Annotated in this window: 21 protein-coding genes; 16 read left to right on the forward strand and 5 right to left on the reverse strand. The window is 70.7% G+C overall.

Annotation, left to right across the window (positions count from 1 at the left end; translation table 11 throughout):
* Positions 1 to 130 precede the first annotated feature (130 nt).
* The 12 genes from AB0B90_RS13330 to AB0B90_RS13385 all read left to right on the forward strand — a co-directional run bounded on the left by AB0B90_RS13330 (position 131) and on the right by AB0B90_RS13385 (position 10,636).
* Entirely contained in the window at positions 131 to 571 is a 441-nt protein-coding gene (locus AB0B90_RS13330; RefSeq protein WP_350948366.1) for a type II toxin-antitoxin system PemK/MazF family toxin, read from the forward strand.
* 27 nt (positions 572 to 598) lie between these two features.
* Complete coding sequence (locus tag AB0B90_RS13335) at positions 599 to 1,141, forward strand: RNA 2'-phosphotransferase (protein WP_362922627.1); 543 nt, start codon at positions 599 to 601, stop codon at positions 1,139 to 1,141.
* Positions 1,142 to 1,547: 406 nt separating this feature from the next.
* Positions 1,548 to 2,309 carry a DeoR/GlpR family DNA-binding transcription regulator gene (locus tag AB0B90_RS13340; RefSeq protein WP_350948364.1) on the forward strand — a complete coding sequence of 254 codons (762 nt, stop codon included), beginning with the start codon at positions 1,548 to 1,550 and terminating at the stop codon, positions 2,307 to 2,309.
* A 97-nt stretch (positions 2,310 to 2,406) separates the two neighbouring features.
* Complete coding sequence (gene pfkB / locus AB0B90_RS13345) at positions 2,407 to 3,348, forward strand: 1-phosphofructokinase (protein ID WP_350948363.1); 942 nt, start codon at positions 2,407 to 2,409, stop codon at positions 3,346 to 3,348.
* A gap of 65 nt (positions 3,349 to 3,413) precedes the next feature.
* Positions 3,414 to 4,526 (forward strand): PTS mannitol transporter subunit IICB, encoded by a 1,113-nt coding sequence (locus AB0B90_RS13350; protein WP_350948362.1) that lies wholly within the window; start codon positions 3,414 to 3,416, stop codon positions 4,524 to 4,526.
* Positions 4,527 to 4,529: 3 nt separating this feature from the next.
* The gene (locus AB0B90_RS13355; RefSeq protein WP_350948361.1) at positions 4,530 to 4,838 is read left to right on the forward strand and encodes a PTS lactose transporter subunit IIB; all 309 of its coding nucleotides are present in this window, start codon (positions 4,530 to 4,532) and stop codon (positions 4,836 to 4,838) included.
* Positions 4,831 to 5,289: a PTS sugar transporter subunit IIA gene (locus tag AB0B90_RS13360; protein WP_350948360.1), complete on the forward strand. Its 459-nt coding sequence runs from the start codon at positions 4,831 to 4,833 to the stop codon at positions 5,287 to 5,289. Before AB0B90_RS13355 ends, AB0B90_RS13360 begins: the two co-directional genes overlap by 8 nt.
* Complete coding sequence (locus tag AB0B90_RS13365; protein ID WP_350948359.1) at positions 5,286 to 6,317, forward strand: zinc-dependent dehydrogenase; 1,032 nt, start codon at positions 5,286 to 5,288, stop codon at positions 6,315 to 6,317. Before AB0B90_RS13360 ends, AB0B90_RS13365 begins: the two co-directional genes overlap by 4 nt.
* A 126-nt stretch (positions 6,318 to 6,443) precedes the next feature.
* Entirely contained in the window at positions 6,444 to 6,728 is a 285-nt protein-coding gene (locus AB0B90_RS13370) for an HPr family phosphocarrier protein (protein WP_350948358.1), read from the forward strand.
* Positions 6,721 to 8,403: a phosphoenolpyruvate--protein phosphotransferase gene (gene ptsP, locus AB0B90_RS13375; protein ID WP_350948357.1), complete on the forward strand. Its 1,683-nt coding sequence runs from the start codon at positions 6,721 to 6,723 to the stop codon at positions 8,401 to 8,403. Before AB0B90_RS13370 ends, ptsP begins: the two co-directional genes overlap by 8 nt.
* Before the next feature lie 259 nt (positions 8,404 to 8,662).
* Positions 8,663 to 9,430 carry a DUF3152 domain-containing protein gene (locus AB0B90_RS13380; RefSeq protein ID WP_362922629.1) on the forward strand — a complete coding sequence of 256 codons (768 nt, stop codon included), beginning with the start codon at positions 8,663 to 8,665 and terminating at the stop codon, positions 9,428 to 9,430.
* 267 nt (positions 9,431 to 9,697) lie between these two features.
* Positions 9,698 to 10,636: a DUF72 domain-containing protein gene (locus AB0B90_RS13385; RefSeq protein ID WP_362922631.1), complete on the forward strand. Its 939-nt coding sequence runs from the start codon at positions 9,698 to 9,700 to the stop codon at positions 10,634 to 10,636.
* Between the two features lie 76 nt (positions 10,637 to 10,712).
* On the opposite strand, the gene AB0B90_RS13390 is transcribed toward AB0B90_RS13385, so the two are convergent.
* The 5 genes from AB0B90_RS13390 to AB0B90_RS13410 form a co-directional block, all read right to left on the reverse strand.
* On the reverse strand, positions 10,713 to 10,985 hold the full coding sequence (locus AB0B90_RS13390) for a WhiB family transcriptional regulator (RefSeq protein ID WP_350948354.1): 273 nt from the start codon (positions 10,983 to 10,985) through the stop codon (positions 10,713 to 10,715).
* A 256-nt stretch (positions 10,986 to 11,241) separates the two neighbouring features.
* Positions 11,242 to 12,900 carry a catalase gene (locus tag AB0B90_RS13395; RefSeq protein ID WP_350948353.1) on the reverse strand — a complete coding sequence of 553 codons (1,659 nt, stop codon included), beginning with the start codon at positions 12,898 to 12,900 and terminating at the stop codon, positions 11,242 to 11,244.
* Between the two features lie 190 nt (positions 12,901 to 13,090).
* Positions 13,091 to 14,491 (reverse strand): FAD-dependent monooxygenase, encoded by a 1,401-nt coding sequence (locus AB0B90_RS13400; protein WP_362922633.1) that lies wholly within the window; start codon positions 14,489 to 14,491, stop codon positions 13,091 to 13,093.
* A 1-nt stretch (position 14,492) separates the two neighbouring features.
* Entirely contained in the window at positions 14,493 to 15,095 is a 603-nt protein-coding gene (locus AB0B90_RS13405; protein ID WP_350948351.1) for a PadR family transcriptional regulator, read from the reverse strand.
* 282 nt (positions 15,096 to 15,377) lie between these two features.
* Positions 15,378 to 16,142 carry a hypothetical protein gene (locus tag AB0B90_RS13410; protein ID WP_350948350.1) on the reverse strand — a complete coding sequence of 255 codons (765 nt, stop codon included), beginning with the start codon at positions 16,140 to 16,142 and terminating at the stop codon, positions 15,378 to 15,380.
* A gap of 226 nt (positions 16,143 to 16,368) precedes the next feature.
* On the opposite strand from AB0B90_RS13410, the gene AB0B90_RS13415 reads away from it, so the two are divergent.
* From AB0B90_RS13415 to AB0B90_RS13430, 4 genes are all read left to right on the forward strand, one after another.
* Positions 16,369 to 17,373, forward strand: coding sequence for a MoxR family ATPase (locus AB0B90_RS13415; protein WP_350948349.1), 1,005 nt, complete (start codon positions 16,369 to 16,371; stop codon positions 17,371 to 17,373).
* A 290-nt stretch (positions 17,374 to 17,663) separates the two neighbouring features.
* The gene (locus AB0B90_RS13420) at positions 17,664 to 18,671 is read left to right on the forward strand and encodes a DUF58 domain-containing protein (protein ID WP_350948348.1); all 1,008 of its coding nucleotides are present in this window, start codon (positions 17,664 to 17,666) and stop codon (positions 18,669 to 18,671) included.
* Positions 18,668 to 19,615, forward strand: coding sequence for a VWA domain-containing protein (locus AB0B90_RS13425; protein ID WP_362922636.1), 948 nt, complete (start codon positions 18,668 to 18,670; stop codon positions 19,613 to 19,615). Before AB0B90_RS13420 ends, AB0B90_RS13425 begins: the two co-directional genes overlap by 4 nt.
* Positions 19,616 to 19,778: 163 nt before the next feature.
* The gene (locus tag AB0B90_RS13430) at positions 19,779 to 20,393 is read left to right on the forward strand and encodes a methyltransferase (protein WP_350948346.1); all 615 of its coding nucleotides are present in this window, start codon (positions 19,779 to 19,781) and stop codon (positions 20,391 to 20,393) included.
* The last annotated feature ends 142 nt before the right edge of the window (positions 20,394 to 20,535 follow it).

Raw genomic sequence — 20,535 nt, forward strand, 5'->3', positions numbered from 1 at the left:
GGATGAGGGCACCCGCCCACCGGGACCTCGGCCGCCCGCCGGCATCGCGGCCGGCGGGCGGCGCGCTTTCCCGCCACCGGCTCCGGGTGCCCCCTTGGAAGCGGCCGGAGTCTGCCGTTAAGCTGTGCGCGTGCGTGATCTTGGCGAGGACCCCCGACCGGCCCGAGGCGCGGTCAGCGAGGTCCACCGCGTCGACCGAACCGCGACCCTGCACTACTCCCCCGACCTCGACGGGCTCGCCGACCCCGGCGAGATCGTCTGGGCATGGGTCCCCTACGAGGAGGATCCGAACCGGGGCAAGGACCGGCCCCTCCTGGTCGTCGGCCGCCACGGGCGCAAGCTGCTCGCACTGATGCTGACCAGCCGGGCCGGCGGCGACCCCGACGACTACCTGGAGCTCGGCCCCGGCCAGTGGGACCGGGAGAACCGGGTCTCCTACCTGCGCCTGGATCGGATCTTCAGTCTCGCCGAGGGCGACATCCGGCGCGAGGGCTCCATCCTCGACGGCGCGCGCTTCGCCCGCGTGGCCGCCGTCCTCAAGCGCACCCACGGCTGGGCCGCCGACGGCTGAGCCCACCCCACCCGGAGACCCGTATCCATGGACGACAAGCGGCTGGTTCGAGTCTCCAAATATCTCTCCCAGCACCTCAGGCACCAGCCAGAGCGCATCGGGCTCGTCCTCGGCCCGCAGGGCTGGGTGGACATCGAAGCCCTGCTGGCCGCCGCCGCGCGGCACGGTTTCGCGATCACCCGTGAGGAGCTCGCGCGGGTGGTCGCGGGCAACGACAAGCGGCGCTTCAGCATCGAGGGCGACCGGATCCGCGCCAACCAGGGCCACACGGTCGACGTCGATCTTGGCCTTCCCGCGGTCGAACCGCCCGAGATCCTCTTTCACGGAACGGTGGGCGCGCACGTGGCCGCCATCCGGCAGGAGGGCCTGCGGCCGATGGATCGGCACGCCGTGCACCTGTCCCCCGACCGGGAGACCGCGACCCGGGTGGGCGCGCGCCGGGGCAGGCCGGTCGTGCTGGTCGTCCGCGCGGGAGAGATGCACCGGGCGGGTCACGAGTTCCGGGTGAGCGCCAACGGCGTCTGGCTGGCCGCCCACGTGCCGCCCGCCCACATCTCGTTTCCCGGCTGAGGCACTTCCCGCGACAGAACCCCCGTGATGGCCCCGGACTCCCATCCGCCGGGAAGTCCGGGGCGTTCCCCGTCCTTCCCGAAGATCCCCGGAGCTCCTCGAACCTCCCCGGATCCCTCCTGAGACGCGTCTTTCGCACGGGAAGAGCCCGCGGCGCTCCTCACTTCGCCGCCGGGCGGAGCCCGGATCGGCCTCACTTCACACCAAGAGCCACAGTGATTCCAACGTGTTCCCAAATATGGGCCAAACCGTGACCCCACCCCCGCCCGACCCCTCGGTTTACCGGTAAATACCTGGGTTTTTTTATGGTCATGCTGTGTTAGCCAGGAGGTAGCCCATTGACGTTCCAACACATTCGGGTGTAAATAAAGCTGAAACAACACGGAAACGGTGGTGAATCAACAGCATGTACGCCGAGGAGCGGCAACAGGAGATTCTGCGCCGGGCGCGGGCCGTCGGACGGGTGGACGTGGTGACGCTGGCGGAGGAGTTCGCCGTCACCACGGAGACCATCCGGCGCGACCTGACCGCGCTGGAGCGCTCCGGGATGCTGCGACGCGTGCACGGCGGAGCGATCCTGGTCGAGCGGCTGGGGTTCGAGCCCGAGCTGGCCGCCCGCGACGAGGTGATGATCGCGGAGAAGGAACGCATCGCGAAGGCGGCGCTCGCCGAGCTCCCCGACGACGGCGCGATCATCATCGACGCCGGTTCGACCACCGGCAGGCTGGTGCAGGCACTTCCGGTCGATCGGGAGCTGACCGTGATCGTGAACTCACCGCCGCTGGCGACGGCGATGGCCACCCGCCCCAACCTGACGGTGATCATGCTGGGCGGCCGGGTCCGCGGGCGGACCCTGGCCACCGTCGACGACTGGGCACTGCGCCCTCTCGCCGACCTGCACGTGGACGTGGCGTTCATGGCCGCCAACGGCTGCTCGGTGGCCAAGGGGCTGACGACACCCGACCCGGCCGAGGCCGCCATCAAGCGGGCGATGATCGACGCGGCGCAGCGGTGCGTGTTGCTCGCCGACCACACCAAGTTCCCCAACACCTACCTGGCGCGTTTCGCCTCGATCCAGGAGATCGACGTGGTGATCAGTGACACCGGGCTCGATTCCGGGGTCGCGGCCGAGATGGCCGCAGCGGGCCCGGAGGTGATCCGGGCGTGATCCTCCCCTCCCCCTCGCTCACCGCCAGGACCTCGCAGGTGACCGTCCCCGCCCCCCTCGGCACCCGCCGGAACCGTACGACCAAGGTGGTCCCGGCATGATCGTCACTTTGACCCTCAATCCCAGCCTGGACCGCACGATCGAGGTCGGGTCGATGACCCGCGGGGCCGTCATCCGCGCCGCCGCCACCCACCTCGACCCCGGCGGCAAGGGCGTCAACGTCTCCCGCGCGCTGCTGGCCAACCAGGTCCGCTCGTGCGCGGTCGTCCCCTTCGGCGGCGACGAGGGCCGCCGACTGGTGAGCCTGCTCTCGGCCGAGGGCATCGAGATGATCACCGTCCCCGTCGGCGGGGCCACCCGGTCCAATGTCGCGCTGGCCGAGCCCGACGGCACGGTCACCAAGATCAACGAACCGGGAACGGCCCTGTCGCCGACCGAACTCGACACCATCGCCGAGGCGGTGCTCGGCGCGGCCAGCTCCGCGGACTGGGTGGTCGCCTCGGGCAGTCTCCCGCCCGAGGTGCCCGCCGACGTCTACGCCCGCCTGTGCGAGCGGTTCAGCGGCGCGGGCATCAACGTCGCGGTCGACACCAGCGGACCCGCGTTCGTCTCGGCGCTCGCCGAGGCTCCCGCCCTGGTCAAACCCAACCGGGAGGAGCTGGCCGAGGCCACGGGGATCGTCATCTCGTCCCTGGGCGACGCCATCAAGGCCGCGGAGAACCTGCGGGCGCGAGGCGCGGGCACCGTCCTGGCCAGTCTGGGCGCCGACGGCGCGATCCTGCTGCAGGACGACCAGATCTGGCACGGCCAGTGCCCGGTGGCCGAACCACGCAGCACCGTCGGTGCCGGCGACGCCATGCTCGCGGGCTTCCTCGCGGGCGGGGCGCGAGGCGAGCGCGCGCTGGTGGAGGCGCTGGCCTGGGCGACCGCCGCGGTCGGGCTACCGGGAAGCCGGATGCCATCCCCACACCACATCCATCGTGACGACGTGAGCGTCACCGGAGCCGATCCCACCCTGCCGCTGCGGCCCGAGGGCTGACGGCGGCACAGATCCACCCCCCAGGTCGGCCTAACCGCCGACCGCCCCGGAAGGAGCAGAACCACATGAGTGAATACACCCCAACTGTCACAGGAACCGGGGCGCGAGCAGTTATTCAGCGTTTCGGCGGATACCTCGCCGGGATGATCATGCCGAACATCGGCGCGTTCATCGCCTGGGGCCTGATCACCGCCCTGTTCATCCCCACCGGCTGGCTGCCCAACGAGGACTTCGCCACCCTGGTCGGGCCGATCGTCACGACGCTGCTGCCGGTCCTGATCGGCTACACCGGCGGTCGGATGGTCCACGGCCAGCGCGGCGCCGTGGTCGGCGCCGTCGCCACCATGGGCATCGTCGCCGGTGCGGAAAGCCCGATGTTCCTCGGCGCGATGATCATCGGTCCGCTCACCGCGTACCTCCTGAAGCTGTTCGACGGACTCATCGCCGACCGCGTCAAGGCCGGCTTCGAGATGCTGGTGGACAACTTCAGCGCCGGCATCATCGGCGGCGCCATGGCCCTGGTCGGACTCAAGGCCATCGGCCCCGTCGTCGCCTCGATCACCTCGGTCGCGAGTGACGCGGTCGCCTGGCTGATCAACAACAACCTGCTGCCGATCGCCTCGATCGTCATCGAGCCCGCCAAGGTGCTCTTCCTCAACAACGCCATCAACCACGGCGTGATGGGCCCGCTGGGCATCGCCCAGGCGGCCGAGGACGGCAAGTCGATCCTGTTCATGCTGGAGTCGAACCCCGGCCCCGGCCTCGGCCTGCTGCTCGCCTTCATGTTCTTCGGCCCCCGCGCGCTGCGTCCCAGCACCCCCGCCGCGATCATCATCCACTTCTTCGGCGGCATCCACGAGATCTACTTCCCCTACGTGCTCATGAAGCCCCGGCTGATCCTCGCGGTCATCGCCGGTGGCGCCACGGGCGTCCTGGTCTTCCTCATGACCGGGGCCGGGCTGGTGGCCACGCCGTCGCCCGGCAGCATCTTCGCCTTCCTCGCGGTGACCCCCAGGGGTGGACTGTTCGGCACCATCGCCGGCGTCGCCGCCGCCACGCTCGTCTCCTTCGCCGTCGCGGCGGCGCTCCTCGGCTTCGGGCGCGGCAAGGACGACAGTGAGGAGAGTGGGGAGAGCGTCGAAGAGCCGCAGACCGCACCCACCGTCAAGGAGGCCTAATCGATGGCCAGCATCGAGAGCAAGGACATCCACAAGATCGTCGTCGCCTGCGACGCGGGAATGGGCAGCAGCGTCATGCTCGCCAGCCAGCTCCGTAAGCAGCTGAAGCCGCAGAACATCGCGGTGGAGCACACCCCGGTCAACACGATCCCCGCCGACGCCGACGTGGTGCTCTGCCACGCCGGACTGGCGAGCCGGGCCCGGGCCGGAGCCCCGGACAAGGTGCTGATCCCGTTCCAGGTCTTCATCGGAGATCCCGCGGTGACCAAGCTGGTCAGCACGATCAAGAGCGGCGGCACCGTCAATGCCTGAGACGGCACCGTTGCCGCTGGACCCACGCGCCATCCGGCTGGCGGCCTCGGCCGCCGGCCGGGACGACGCGATCCTGCAGTGCGGAGAGGCCCTGCTCGCCGTCGGCGCGGTGGAGAGCGAGTACATCGACACCATGCTCGAACGGGAGCGGTCGATCTCCACCTACGTCGGCGAGGGGGTCGCCATCCCGCACGGCACCCTGGCCGGCAAGGACGCGGTCCTGTACGACGCCATCAGCTTCGTGCGCTTCCCCGAGGGCGTCGACTGGGACGGCGAGCAGGTGACAGTGTGCATCGGCATCGCCGCCAAGGGTGACGGCCACGTGCGGCTGCTCGCCGAACTCGCCCAGATCCTGATGGATCCCGACCAGGCCCGGGCCCTTCGTGAGGCGACGGAAGTCGCCGAGGTGGTCCGGCTGCTGCAACCGAACGAAGAGGACGAAGCACAGTGAAGGTCGCCCGTTTCTACGCCCCCGGCGACATCCGCGTCGAGGAGGCGCCGGAACCCGTCACCGGACCAGGCGAGATCAAGATACGCGTGCGCAACTGCTCGACCTGCGGCACCGACGCGAAGATCCTCAAGCACGGCCACCACCACATCCATCCGCCCAGGGTGATGGGGCACGAGATCGCCGGCGAGGTGGTCGAGGCCGTCGACGCCGGCGAGTGGGCCCCGGGTGACCGGGTGCAGGTGATCGCCGCGATCCCCTGCGGTACGTGCCCGGAGTGCCGCCGGGGCCGGATGACCGTCTGCCCGAACCAGGAGTCGATGGGCTACCACTACGACGGTGGTTTCGCCGAGTACATGATCATCCCGGCGAAGGTCCTCGCGGTCAACGGCGTCAACCGCATTCCCGACGAGATCGGTTTCGCCGAGGCGTCGGTGGCCGAGCCGCTGGCCTGCGTGCTCAACGGCCAGGAACTGGCCCGCGTGGGCGAGGGCGACGACGTGGTGATCATGGGCTCCGGCCCGATCGGCTGCCTGCACGTGCGGCTGGCCCGGGCGCGGGGCGCGGCACGCGTCTTCCTCGTCGACATCAACGCCGGGCGGCTGGAGATGGCCGCCAAGCTGGTCCACCCGGACGCGGTCGTCCACGGTGAGGACGTCGTCGAGCAGGTGCTCAAACTGACCGAGGGCAGGGGGGCCGACGTCGTCATCACCGCCGCCGCCGCCGGCGCGGCCCAGGAGCAGGCGCTGCAGATGGTCGCCCGCCAGGGGCGGATCAGCTTCTTCGGCGGCCTGCCCAAGGACAACCCGATCATCCGGTGTGACTCCAACCTGGTCCACTACCGGGAGCTGACCATCGTCGGCGCCAACGGGTCGAGCCCGGCGCACAACGCCCAGGCTCTGCGGCTGATCGCCGACGGCTCGGTGCCGGTCGCCGACCTGATCACACATCGGCTGCCGCTCACGGAGGTCCTTGAGGGCATCGACATCGTCAGCAGGGGCGAGGCCATCAAGGTGACCATCGAACCCTGACCGGTGCCGGCCCGCCGGGCCCCTCCCGCCGGACCAGGTGGGAGGGGCCCGGCACACAACCGGCACAGGCCCGTCAAGCTCGCACCACTCGCAGAACGCGCACAAAGCGCAGAAGGAGAACCGGAGATGCCGGAGAGGACAGTGGTCGTCGCCTCAAGCACGGGCCTTCACGCCCGGCCCGCGAAGATCTTCGTGCAGGCCGCGGGCAAGCAGGGGGTGCCCGTCCGCATCCGTGTCGGAGAGGGCAAACCCGTACCGGCCAACAGCATGCTCGCCGTACTGGCACTGGGCGCCACGCACGGCACGGAGGTCACGCTCGAGGCGGAGGGAGCGGGAGCCGACGAGGCGCTCGACTCTCTCGCCGAACTGCTCGCCCGTGACCTCGACGCCGAAGAGAACTCCCGTGGCTGAGACGCTCAACGGCCTGGGCGTGAGCCCGGGCCGGGCCGCCGGACGGGTCTGCCGGATGGCGGGTCCGCCGGAGCTGCCCGCACCCTCCCCCGTCACCGACGCCGACGCCGAGCTCGCTCTGGCGCTGGACGCGCTGCGGGCCACGGCCGCGGAGCTGGCGGCGCGCGCGGAGAAGGCGCCCGACGCAGACGCGAAGGCGATCCTGGAGGCGCAGTCCTTCATCGCCGACGACCCCGGCCTGCACGAGTCCGTGGAGACGAGCGTCAGGTCGGGCCGGAACGCCGCGCACGCCGTCGACGAGGCCTGCGCCCATCACCGGCGCGCGCTGCTGGATGCGGGCGGCTACTTCGCCGAACGCGCCGCGGACCTCGACGACATCCGCAACCGGGCCGTGGCGGCGGTGCTGGGCCTGCCCGTCCCCGGGGTGCCCGACCCCGGCCACCCGTTCGTCCTGGTCGCCGGGGATCTCTCCCCCGCCGACACGGTGAACCTGGATCCCGGGTCCGTTCTCGCCCTCGTCACCGAGAAGGGCGGCCCGACGAGCCACACCGCCATCCTCGCCCGCGCCCGCGGCCTGCCCGCCGTGGTCGCCTGCCGGGGAGCCGACGACATCGGCGAGGGAACGTGGATCTCGGTCGACGGCCAGCTGGGCGAGGTGGAGGTCGGCATCGGCGAGGAGGCCGCCACCGCGGTCCAGCGCCGGGCCGAGGAAGACCGCCTCAGGAAGGCCACCAGCCGTGGCCCCGGGCGGACCTCCGACGGCCACCCGGTCAAGCTGCTGCTCAACGTCGGCTCGGCGGCCGACCTCACCCCCTCGGGCCACACCCCTTCCGCGGAGGGGGCCGGGGGATTCGACGCCGAGGGGGTGGGGCTGTTCCGCACGGAGTTCCTCTTCCTGGACCGGCGCGAGGAGCCGACCTACGAGGAGCAGGTGGCCGCCTATGCCGCGGTCTTCCGTGCCGCACCCGGCGGCGGGCACGTCGTGGTCCGCACCCTCGACGCGGGCACGGACAAGCCGCTGCCGTTCCTCGGACTGGCCGAGGAGACCAACCCCGCGCTGGGCATCCGGGGACTTCGGGTCTCCCGGGTCAGGCCGGAGGTGCTCGACACCCAGCTCGACGCCATCGCCGAGGCCGCCCGCGCGACCGGGGCCGAAGCGTGGGTGATGGCACCGATGGTGACGACGGTGGCCGAGGCCGCCGACTTCGCCGCGCGGGCACGCGCCCGGGGCATCGCGCGGGTCGGGGCGATGATCGAGGTTCCCGCCGCCGCGCTGCGCGCCGGACGCCTGCTGGAGGAGCTCGACTTCCTGAGCATCGGCACCAACGACCTGAGCCAGTACACCTTCGCCTCCGACCGTCAGCACGGGGAACTCGCCGACCTGCTCGACCCCTGGCAGGCCGCGCTGCTCCAGCTGATCGCCGACTGCGCGGCGGCCGGACAGGCGGCGGGCAAGCCGGTCGGCGTGTGCGGCGAGGCGGCGGCCGACCCGCTCATGGCGACGGTCCTGGTCGGGCTGGGGGTCACCAGCCTGTCGATGTCCGCGCCCGGCGTCCCCGCGGTACGGGAGAGTCTCGCCGCCCACTCCCTGGAGCGGTGCCGCGAGAACGCCCGGCTCGCCCTGGCCACCGACGATCCGGGAGAGGCCAGGAAGCTGATCGCCTCGGGCCGGTGAGATCCCGTCCCGTCCAGGGCCGGGCCGCGGTGCCGGCGGCGATCCGTCTGTCGAGTCCACGCGGACCCCGCTGAGTCCGCTCCCCTTTGATCCAACGGCGACCGCATACGTGCGGTCGCCGTTGGCATGCCGTGAAATGCCCCTGCGTTGGCTGCATATGATGGATTTGCTCCTGATTTGATGAGTTACCTCCAAGGGGCAATAGGGTTTACGGTCTATGTCCAGGAACGAAAAGAGACGTGACCCTAAGACCGTTCTGTTGCTTCTCGCGCTGAGCATCGTGGTCACGTTCACAGCCGGTGGGGCCACGGTGCTGAGCGGTCGCCTCGACCCCGTTCCCGACAGGCCCGCACCTCCCCCCGACGCCGCCCCGCCCGGCATACCGGTGGTTCCCCAGACGCCGACCCCGCCGCCTCAGCCGCAGGACACGGCCGCGCCCCTGTCACCCGCCAAGGAGCCGCTCCTGCTCGCCAACGGCCGCCAGCAGCCGCTGAGGATGAAGGTGCCCCGGGCGGCCAAGGGCCGCTACGCCGTCGCCCCCGGCGAGGCCGCCCCGCCCAAGGGGAGGAAGGGCAAGGTGATCCGGTACATCGTGGAGGTCGAGCGCGGCCTGCCGTTCGAGGCGGAGGAGTTCGCCGCCGAGGTGCACCGGATCCTCAACGACCGGCGCGGCTGGGGATACCGGTTCAAGCGGGTGCCCCGCGGCCCGGCGAGCATCAGGGTCTCCCTGAGCAGCCCGCGGACGACCGACAGGCGATGCCTGCCGATGCGGACCAACGGCATACTCTCCTGCTGGAACGGCGAGCGCGCGGTCATCAACGCGGTCCGCTGGAACAGCGGGGCGCGCGGCTACGGCCGCGACGTGGCCTCCTACCGCGAGTACGTGATCAGCCACGAGGTCGGCCACGGTCTCGGCCACGGCCACGTGTCCTGCCCGGGGCGCGGCCGGCGGGCACCGGTGATGCTCCAGCAGACCAAGTCCCTGCACGGCTGCCGTCCCAACCCCTGGCCGTCCCCCCGGCGCTGAACCCGGCCCCGCCCGCTTAGGGTGAGTATGGCGGGCATTTCGGGCACGGTGCTGGGGAGTCCGTAGCGGCGCGGTGTCGTGCTCGCCGTGTCCGGCATCGCGCGGACGCCGGACCCTCCTCCGGGCCGGTGCGGTGGTCACCCACCGCCGGATCATCCCCCCGTACGGCGAAGCCGCCACCGGGAGGGATTCACCGCCCCCTCCCAGGGCACCCGGTAGGCATACGAGCAGCGGCGAACGCCGGGCCTGTCAGGGGAGGACGTGGGCATGGGCAGGATCTGTGTGGGCACGGCCTCGTGGACCCACCGCTCGCTGCTGGAGTCCGGCTGGTATCCCGAGGACGCCTCCACCCCGGCGAAACGCCTCGCCTACTACGCGACGCGGTTCCCGGTCGTCGAGGTGGACGCCACCTACTACCATCCGCCGTCGCGGAGCACCGTGGAGGCCTGGCGCGACCGCACCCCCGCGGACTTCACCTTCGACATCAAGGCGTTCTCCATGCTCACCGGGCACCCCACCCGGCCCGCCTCCCTCTACAGGGACCTGCGGGAGAGCCTCGGCGCGCCACAGGGGCGCAACCTCTACCCGAAGGACGTGCCACCGGAGATCCTGGACGAGGTCTGGCGGCGCTTCCTCGACGCGCTGGGCCCGCTGCACGAGGCCGGCAAGCTGGGGGCGGTGCTCTTCCAGTTCCCGCCGTGGTTCCCGATCGGGGAGGGCAACAGGCGCCACATCCTGGAATGCGCCCGGCGCTGCGCACCGATGCGCGTCAGTGTCGAGTTCCGCGACCGCACCTGGATGAGCGAGGAGAACCGCGAGGACACCCTCGCCTTTCTCGCCGGGCACGACCTCGCGTACGTGGGGGTCGACATGCCGCAGGGGCACGCCTCGTCGGTCCCGCCGGTCCTCGCCGCGACCTCCGACCTCGCCGTGGTACGGATGCACGGGCATTCCGACAAGTGGACCAGCAAGAACGTCGACGAGCGCTTCGCGTACCTGTACTCGGAGGAGGAGCTCGCCCGCTGGGCGGCGAGGGTGAAGAAGCTCGCGGAGGGTGCCGAGATCACCCATGTGCTCTTCAACAACTGCTGCGCGGACAACTCCCAGCGCAACGCCGCCCGTTTCCGCGCCCTCGTCGGCGAATCCGGAGACCGTGGCGAGGCCGAGGAACCCGAGGGCGCCGTGAGCCCGGGGAGGCCGCGGTGAACCGGTCGGCTCCGGGCTGACCGGACCGTGCGCCGGGCGGGCGGCGCCGGCGGGCCCGTTGACGAGGAAGGCCGCGCTACCTGACCTGCCGCTTCGCCCTGGTCATGGTGGCCCTGCGCTCCTCCGGGGTGGTGCCTCCCCACACGCCGTACATCTGCTGGGTGTTCAACGCGTACTCCAGGCAACGCCCGCGCACCGGGCACAGGCGGCACACCGCCCTGGCGCGCTCGTACTGCTCACGGCCCGGCCCCTCATAGGACACGGGGAAGAACAGCTCGGGGTCCTCGCTGAGACAGGACGAACGGCGAGACCAGTGGATGATCGGAATGACGTTGCTCTTAACAGGCATGGCGATCCAATTGGGAGTGGGAACGGCGTCTCGGATTGAGAATCGCGTGCCCGCTGTAATGGCATTCATACCTTTTAAGCGGAAAAATCGGGCTTCCTTGACCGAGGATCTCTCCCTGGCTGAAGGTCCTGGTCGGCGGGCTTCCGGGGCGGATGGATCATCTCCCCGCGCCCGCGGGACGCCGTCCCCGAGCACCGGCCCACGCCTTCCGCCGCCGGGCCCGGAGTACGGTTCGCTCCGGCCCGGCGGCGGTTCGCTAGCGCTCCGCCCGCGCCCGCTCGTTGGGCACGCAGTGGGTCATCTTCATGCCCTCCACCGGGCGAGGCCCGTTCTTGCCCAGTTTGGACATCCGCTCACGGTCCTCGTCACTCAGGTCCTGGCTCGCCAGCGGCTCCAGATGGGAGACGTCGTCGGGGCTGATCCCGAGCCCCTCCCCGACCCTGAGGCCGAGATCGTCCTCGACCATCAGGAAATGCCAGACCATGCGCTCCTGAACCGGGCGCGAGGCCTGGGAGATCAGGTCGACGAAGTTCCGCACGAGGTCGTCGCGCTCCCACTCCTCCATCAGCAGGTAGCGCTGGCCCGCCTGCGTGTAGTCGTCGGTACGCGGGATGCGCTTGCGGGTCACCCGGCCCGAGATGAGCGGGCCCTGCTCGTCGTGGGCGGGCCTCTGCCCCTCCCTGAGCCCTCCGGTGATCGACGGCTCATAGTTGACGTGCGGGTTCTCGCCCTGCCCGTCGACGTGGTAGGTCATCAGGCCGTCGCGCTGGTTGGTGCGCACCTCGGCGTTCTTGGCCTGGTTGACCGGCAGCTGCAGGTAGTTGGGCCCCACGCGGTAGCGCTGGGTGTCGCTGTAGGAGAACGTACGGCCCACCAGCATCTTGTCGTCGGAGAAGTCGAGCCCGTCGACCAGGACCCCGGTGCCGAAGGAGATCTGCTCGTTCTCGGCGAAATTGTTGGCCACGTTGCGATTGAGGACCATCTTGCCGACCGGCATGGGCGGGAACTCGTTCTCGGGCCACACCTTGGTGTCGTCCAGCGGGTCGAAGTCCAGCTCGGGGTGGTCGTCGTCGCTCATGATCTGCACCAGCAGCTCCCACTCGGGGAAGTCGCCGCGGTCGATCGCCTCGTGCAGGTCCTTGGTGGCATGCCCGAGATCCTGCCCCTGGACGACGGCGGCGTCCTCCTCGGTCATGCTGCGCACGCCCTGCTTGGGCATCCAGTGATACTTGACCAGGTGGGTCTCGCCCTGGGCGTTCACCCACTTGTAGGTGTTGACCCCGAATCCCTGCATATGCCGGTAGTCGGAGGGGATGCCGCGTGGGCTGAACAGGTTGACGATCATGTGCATGCTCTCCGGCGTCTGCGACATGAAGTCGAAGATCCGTCCCGGCTCCTGCCTGAACGTCACCGGGTCCGGCTTGAGCGCGTGGATCACGTCGGGGAACTTGATGGCGTCCCTGATGAAGAAGACCCCCAGGTTGTTGCCGACGAGGTCCCAGTTGCCGTCCTCGGTGTAGAACTTCACCGCGAACCCGCGTGGGTCGCGGGCGGCCTCCGAGGAGTCCCTGCCGCCGATCACCGTGGAGAAGCGCACGGCCACGTCGGTCCGCTTGCCCGCCTCCTGGAAGAGCCTCGCCCTGGTGTAGCGGCTGATCGGCTCGTCGCCGAGCTTGCCGTAGGCCTCGAAGTGGCCGTAGGTGGTCACCCCCCGGGCGTGGACCACCCGCTCGGGGATGCGCTCGCGGTCGAAGTGGCTGATCTTCTCCAGGAACTGGTAGTTCTCCAGCGTGGCCGGGCCCCTCGCGCCGACCGTGCGCTGGTTCTGGTTGTCGTAGACCTGGTGCCCCTGACGGTTGGTCAGGACCGGGCGGTCATCGCCCGACTGGGGGCCCATGCTCGACACATCCGTCATGACAACGTTTCCTTTCCCTGCCGCGGTCGCTATCGGCGTGCCAAGTACATATCGACACACGGGCTCCTTATCCGACATAGGGCGCTTTATAGCGACAAAGGAAAAAATCTTCACGAAAAAGGGCGGCGGTTTACGGGGGGGCGCGCCCCTGAGCGCCCCCCGCGCGATGCCCCTGTGCCCCCGGCCGCGCCTACCCTTCCCCGGTCGCGCCGTCGGTCCACAGGTGCCCGAAGCTCATCCGCTTGACCGGCGGCAGGGCGTCGCACAGGCGGAACCAGGTCTTCGCGCCGTGCCGGACGAGAGGACTGCCGGAGATCATGAAATTCGTGAACCTCGCGGAGGTGCGGACGGCTCCGAAGCCGTACTCACGCATCCGGGCCTCGTAGCCGCCGACGGCCTCCGCCAGGGTGCCCCGGCCCCGCTGGAACGCCACCAGCCTGCTCGCCAGCAGCGCGGCGTCGCGTAGCGCCGTGTTGGCGCCGAAGCCCATCGCGGGGGTCATGTTGTGGATGGCGTCCCCGAGCAGTGTCACCGTCGTCGTGGGCCAGCGGCCGACGGGGACGGAGGTCTTGAACGGCATCAACCGAACACTGGCCGGGTCGGCCTCGGCGACCAGGCGGCGCAGGGCGGGATGCCAGCCGGAGGTCATCGTCCCGGCCAGGTCCCTGAGCCCGCCACCGTCGAGGTCCGCGGCACCGGCCGGGTAGATCCCGCGAGGGGCGACGAAGGCCCACAGCACGTAGTCCTGAAGATCGTCGGCCAGGGCCCTCAGGTCGAGCCCGAACCCGGCGAGATCGGTCTCCAGGCCCGCCCCATCCCCTTCCCGGGCGGCCGGCCCGGCTCCACGGCTGGAACCGAGGCCGCTCCCCCGGGCGAGGAGGCTCTCCGCCCTGCGTCTGCCGTTGAAGGCCGCGGTGAACATCGCGCTCCCGCTCGGCGGCAGGATGAGATTGAGCCCGTCGGCGAGGTTTCGTGGCAGCCACCCACGAACCCGGTCGTCCAGCGGCAGCCTCGCGCCGATCGCGAGCGCGCCGGTGTCGACGCGACGGGCCCCCGGCAGATACTGCCCGCGTACGCGCGAGTCGGCGCCGTCCGCGCCGACCAGCACATCACCGGTGGCCGAGGTGCCGTCGGCGAAGAAGGCGGTGACCCTGCCGTCCGGTCTCGTCTCGTAGCGCTGGAACGTCTTGCCGTGGTGGACGACGCCCTCCAGACCGGCGAGCAGGAGCCTGCGCAGGGTGGTGCGGCTGACCGCGTACTGGCCGCCGGAAGGGTCGGCGGCCCCGCCGGTCATCACGCTCTCCTCCACGAACACGAGCTCGCGCAGCCGGTGGGTGTGGAAGCCGAAGCCGGGGCCGGGGTGACCCGAGGTGGCGAGGAACGCCTCCCACAGTGGGCGCGGCAGGCAGCGGTGCAGCGCCCGGCTGCCGATCTGGTTCATGTGGATGCGGTAACCCTGCACCCAGTCGGCGGCCTCACGCGCACGCTCGTAGACCTGGACGTTCACACCGGAGGGCAGCAGTGCCTGAGCCAGCGCCAGCCCTCCGATGCCACCTCCGACGACGAGGACGTCGAGTGGTTCGGCGGGCATGTCAGGCTCCTCCTTCGTCTTCGTCGGGGGTGGCATCGGAGGGCGTTTCCGGGGATCCACCGGTGGCGCCGAGAAGCCGGGGCAGTTCCCCAAGCAGCGTCTCGTGCCACGTGATCTCCGCCCGCAGGCGGATGAGGGTGTGGTCGAAGCCGAGCGGTTCGAGGCCGCGGAGGTGGGGGGTGGCCGCCTCCCTCAGCCGCTGCCAGCTCTGGAGCTCGGCGGTGAGCCTGCGATGCCGGTCCTCGATGACGGCCCTCAGCTCCCGCTCGCCCATGTCGGCGCTGAGCTGAAGAGCGAGGTCCACGGGATCGGGCCGCAGCCGGGTGTCACGCAGGGCCGCCTCACGCAGCGACTCCAGCTCCAGCGCGCCGTCCTCGGTGATCGCGTAGACGGTCCGCGCCGGGAGATTGCCCTGCTGCTCGGTGCGCACCGTCTCGATCACGCCCTCGGCCTCCATGCGGTGCAGCGCCCCGTACAGGGAGCCGACCTTGATGTCGGTCCACAACTCGGTCCGGTCCGTCTGCGCGCTCTGCCGGATCTGATGACCGTGCATCGGTCCCCGGCGAGCCAGCGCCCCCAGGATGAACAGTCGCGTACTACTCATACGACTACTCAAACACGAGTAGGCGACATAGTCAAACATGAGTACTCGTAAACGAGTAGCAGTACGAGAGGAATCCCCCATGAGGACGTCCACCGGCTCGCTTCGGACTCGACGCCCCGCCTCACCGGGACATGCCGTCGACATGCGCGACGAACGCGCCCAGATGGTCACTCACCAGGAGGAAGACCCGCGCGATCTCTCCATCCGGACACCCACCCGGCTCGCTTCGAACTCGACGCGCGCATCCGGCCCGAGCCCGCCGGACATCCCCGGATGGGCCCCCTAGATCGGCTCGCCCTCGTTCTCGTCGCCCCGATCCGGCCCTGGCGTTCCGGTCCCGCTCTGACTCGGCGACGGTGACGGCGTGGGCTCGCCGGGCTCGGGTGTCGCCGGGACCGGCGGCGGGGTCGGGACGAACACCGTGGGCGGCAACGGCCTCGGCAACGGCTCGGAATCGTCTTCCCTGCGCAACAGAAGCCAGACCATCACGGCCAGCAGCACGAGCAGCACGGTCAGCACGACCCCCGCGATGATCACGGACCGGCGGGTCTCGGTCGGCGGCGGCGCGCCCTTGGGCGGCGGTGGCAGCGCCGGGGAGCGGTCACCCACCCAGTGCGGCGCGAAGTCAGGACCGTGCTGCTCACCGATCAGCGTGCCGCTGACCAGCACCGCCTCGAGGAACCGCTCCGCCCCCGCCCGGTCCGGCTCATACGGCGTGGCCACCCACGGGGCGCTCCCACCGTCCATCGCCAGCACCTGCGGGACCGCATCGGCCGCGGCGGTACGCGTGCGCGTCGCCCAGGCCATCCAGCCCCGTACGCCGGAACGGCTCGCCGTCGCTTCGCGGACCCCGGTGACGAAACGGTCACGGGCCGCCGGGTCGAGCGCCGCCCCCTTGGTCAGCACCGCGACCGAGACGGCCCGGCCGTCGGGCGCCAACCCGAGGTAGACCAGACCCGCGGGTCCCACGCGCAGACGGGCCTGCACGACGAAGGGCCCCAACTGGGGCGGATCACCGTACTGGAGTGGAGTGGCCACGTCTGACATGAAAGCACACCCCGCCGATCACACCACGCTCCACGGGGACCGGGATCGACCACCCGACGGGACTCCGAACGGAACCCGCCGGACCTGCGGAAGGACCGGCACACGAACCCGCCGGGTCCCGCTGCGGGCCCCATGCGGGCCCCATGCGGGCCCCATGCGGGCACTGTCAGGAAATACGGAGCGAGCCCGCCGTGCGAGCCGCCACTTCATTTGATGGAATACCGACATGACCGTCGCCGAAGAACTGCCGCGCGAGACCGACACCGGATTGCTGCGCGACGCCCTGGCCGAGGTCCGGCGGGTCATCGTCGGGCAGGAACACATGGTGGAGCGGCTGCTCGTGGCACTCCTCGCCCGAGGTCACTGCCTGCTGGAGGGCGTGCCCGGGGTGGCCAAGACCCTGGCGGCCTCGACCCTGGCCACGGTGGTCGGCGGGGAGTTCGCCCGCATCCAGTTCACTCCCGACCTGGTCCCCAGCGACATCGTGGGAACTCGGGTGTACCACCCCTCCCGCGAGGCCTTCGATGTCGAGCTCGGCCCGGTGTTCGTCAACTTCCTGCTCGCCGACGAGATCAACCGGGCCCCGGCGAAGGTGCAGTCGGCGCTGCTGGAGGTCATGGCCGAGCGGCAGGTGACCCTGGCCGGGGAGACCCACTCCCTGCCGAAGCCGTTCATCGTGCTGGCCACCCAGAACCCGATCGAGTCCGAGGGCGTCTACCCCCTCCCCGAGGTCCAGCGCGACCGGTTCCTGTTCAAGGTCCGCGTCAGCCACCCCAGCGCCCACGAGGAGCTGGAGATCCTGCACCGGATGAGCGTGACACCGCCGACCCCCAGAGCGGTGCTCGACCCCGCGCGGCTGGCCGCGCTGCAGTCCATGGCCGACCAGGTGTCGGTCCATCAGCTCGTCGCCGACTACGTGGTCAGGCTTGTGATGGCCACCCGCTCCCCCGCCGACTACGGCCTGGCCGAGCTGCAGGAGAACATCGAGATCGGCGTCAGCCCTCGGGCCACCCTCGGCCTGGTCGCCGCGGGCCGCGGCCTGGCGCTGCTGCGCGGCCGTGACTACCTGCTCCCCGACGACGTGCGCGACGTGGCGGTGGACGTGATGTCCCACCGGCTGATGCTCACCTTCGACGCCCTGGCCGACGGGATCGACCCCGAGGAGGTGGTCCGCCAGATCCTCGCCGCGGTACCGCCCCCCCTGGTCGTCTGGAACCAGGGCCCTCGATGACCTGCTGAAAAGGGCCGTGAGGCCGCGCCGGGGACTGGACTGAGGAGAGGAAGGTCGTGAGGAACGAACGACCTTCCTCGACGAGGGAAGGAGCCGGACAAGAGCGGCCGAACCGCGACGCGCAGCGTCGCAAACAAACACGAGCCGGACAAGAGCGGCCGAACCGCGACGCGCAGCGTCGCAAACAAACACGAGCCGGACAAGAGCGGCCGAACCGCGACGCGCAGCGTCGCCAACCAGCGCGTGAGGCCGCGCCGGGGACTGGACTGAGGAGCGAAGGAGCGAAGCGGATGAGCGACGAGGGAAGGAGCCGGGTAAGAGCGGCCTCACCGCGACGCGCAGCGTCGCAAACAAACACCGCCGAGCAGGCGTTGCGGCGGCTGGAGCTCACCATCGTCCGGCGCCTGGACGGGCTGCTGCAGGGGGCCCACCAGGGGCTCCTGCCCGGTCCGGGCAGCGAGTTCGGCGACAGCCGGGTCTACGTGCCCGGCGAGGACGACATCCGGCGGATGGACTGGGCGGTGACCGCGCGCACGACCGTCCCGCACGTGCGCGACCTGATCGCCGACCGGGAACTGGAGACCTGGGCCCTGGCGGACCTGTCGCCCAGCATGGACTTCGGCACCGCCGACATGGAGAAGCGGGATCTGGTCGTGGCCGCCGTCGGGGCGATCGGCTTCCTGTCCGGCCGGATCGGAAACCGCTTCGGCACCTACGTCCTGCACGACGAGTACGTCCACCGGATGCCCGCCAGGAGCGGCCGCCCGGCCCTGTACGGCCTGCTGCACTCGCTGATGGACGCCCCGAGGGGCCGTGCCGTCGCCGATGCCCCGGACCTGGCCGAGGCGATCGAGATCCTCGCCTCGGCGCGGCGGCGGCGCGGTCTTCGAGTGATCGTCTCCGACTTCCTCGATCCCGAGCCCACCCTCGATCCCGGCCTGGAGCTGCCCTGGGAGCGGCCGATCCGCCGGTTGGCCGCCCACCACCAGGTGCTGGCCGTCGAAGTGATCGACCCTCGCGAGCTGGAGCTGCCACCGGTGGGGCTGGTCACCATGACCGACCCCGAGACGGGCAGGAACCGCCAGATCCAGCTCACCCCCAAGGTCCGCCACGCGTACGCGGAGGCCGCCGCCGCGCAGCGGATGACCAACCGGATGGCGCTGCGCCGCTGCGGGGTGGCCCACCTGGTGCTGCGCACCGACCGCGACTGGGTGTTCGACATCGCCCAGTTCGTGCTGCGGCAGCGCCGTATGGCACACCTGACCCATCGGCCCCCAAGATCGGGAGCGACCCGGTGACCTTCCTCTCTCCGGTCTGGCTGTGGCTGTTCGCCGCGCTGGCGCTGCTCGTGGCCGGCTACGTGGCCGCCCAGTTCGCCCGGCGCCGCTACGCGCTGCGGTTCACCAACCTGCCCCTGCTGGCGCTGGTGTCCCCCGCGGGGCCCGGCTGGCGGCGGCATGTGGCCCCCGCGCTGTTCCTCGTCATGATGAGCCTCCTGATCGTGGGGGCGGCCCGCCCCGCCGACTCGGTACGCATCCCCCGCGACCGCGCGACGATCATCATCGCGCTGGACGTCTCGCTCTCGATGGAGGCCGGCGACGTCCAGCCGAACCGGATCACCGCGGCCAAGGAGGCCGCCCAGAAGTTCGTCGCCGACCTGCCGGAGCGGTTCAACGTCGGGCTGGTCGCCTTCGCCCGCTCCGCCTCGGTCGTGATCTCACCCACCACCGACCACCAGGCGGTCAACACCTCCCTCGGCAATCTCAGCACCCGGGCGGGCACCGCGATCGGCGAGGCGGTCTTCAGCTCCCTGGAGTCGCTACGCTCCTTCGACCAGCAGGCGGTGACCGACCCGCCTCCGGCCGCGATCGTGCTGTTGTCCGACGGCGACAACACCTCGGGCCGCTCGGTGGCCGAGGCGATCGAGACGGCGATGAACTCACGGGTGCCGGTCTCCACGATCGCCTACGGCACCCAGGACGGCACGGTCTCGATCGACGGCCGCGACGTGAACGTGCCGGTGAACAAGGCCACCCTGCAGACCCTGTCGGACGGCACCGGCGGCCGGGCCTACGAGGCGGAGTCGGGTAGCCAGTTGCGGCAGGTGTACGAGCAGATCGGCACCTCGCTGGGGTACCGGACGGTCAACCAGGAGATCACCCAGTGGTTCGTGGTGGCGGCGATCCTGGCCGGGCTGGTGACCGCCGGAGTGGCCTTGCTGCTGGGGTCGCGGATCCCCTGATCTCACACGTCGGGGCGGACGTACGACTGGGGCGGCGGGTGGGGGCGGGCGCTCCCGTCTCCGCCGACCGGCCGGGAGCGGGGCGGGTGTACGGGGTGGTCTTGCCGCCTTCGGCGTCGTGGCCGCCCTGAGCCGGTCCCCGCCGTTGGTAACGTTCTACGACGTGGCACATTACTTCGAGGAGCGTCCGGAGACCGCGGGCCGTCCCGGCTCGGTCACGCTCGTGCTCCCCGACCTTCATCTGAAGCTGGAGACCGACAGCGGGGTGTTCTCCGCCGAGCGTGTCGACCAGGGCACCCGGATCCTGCTGGAGAGCGTCCCGCCTCCCCCACCGAGCGGTGACCTGCTCGACCTGGGCTGCGGCTACGGGCCGATCGCGCTGACGATGGCCTCGCGTGCCCCGGAGGCGACGGTCTGGGCGGTGGACGTCAACCGCAGGTCGGTCGAGCTGTGCGCGAGAAACGCCAGGGCCGCCTCCCTTGACAAAGTAAGGTCGATGCATGTCGACGAGGTCCCCCCACAGGTGCGGTTCTCCGCCATCTGGTCCAACCCCGCGATCCGCATCGGCAAGGCCGCGATGCACGAGATGCTGACCCGCTGGCTGTCGCGTCTCACCCCCGACGGCGTCGCCCACCTGGTCGTCCAGAAACACCTGGGCTCCGACTCCCTGCAGCGCTGGCTGAACGAGCGGGGCTGGCCCACCGAGCGCGTGGCCTCCCGCTCCTCGTACCGGATCCTCCGGGTGGAGGCGCGCCCGGGGACGGACCCCGCGCCGTGAGCGGCCGTTCTCCGGCGGGCACCAGAGGCGCCGAGGACTCCCGACACCGGATGGCACCGGATGGCACCGGATGGCACCGGGTGGCGGCTGAGCGGCCCTGAGCGGCCCTGAGCGGCACTGAAGTGGTGAGACGCGACGAGAC

The sequence above is a fragment of the Streptosporangium sp. NPDC049078 genome, from assembly GCF_040648855.1.
Lineage (GTDB): Bacteria > Actinomycetota > Actinomycetes > Streptosporangiales > Streptosporangiaceae > Streptosporangium.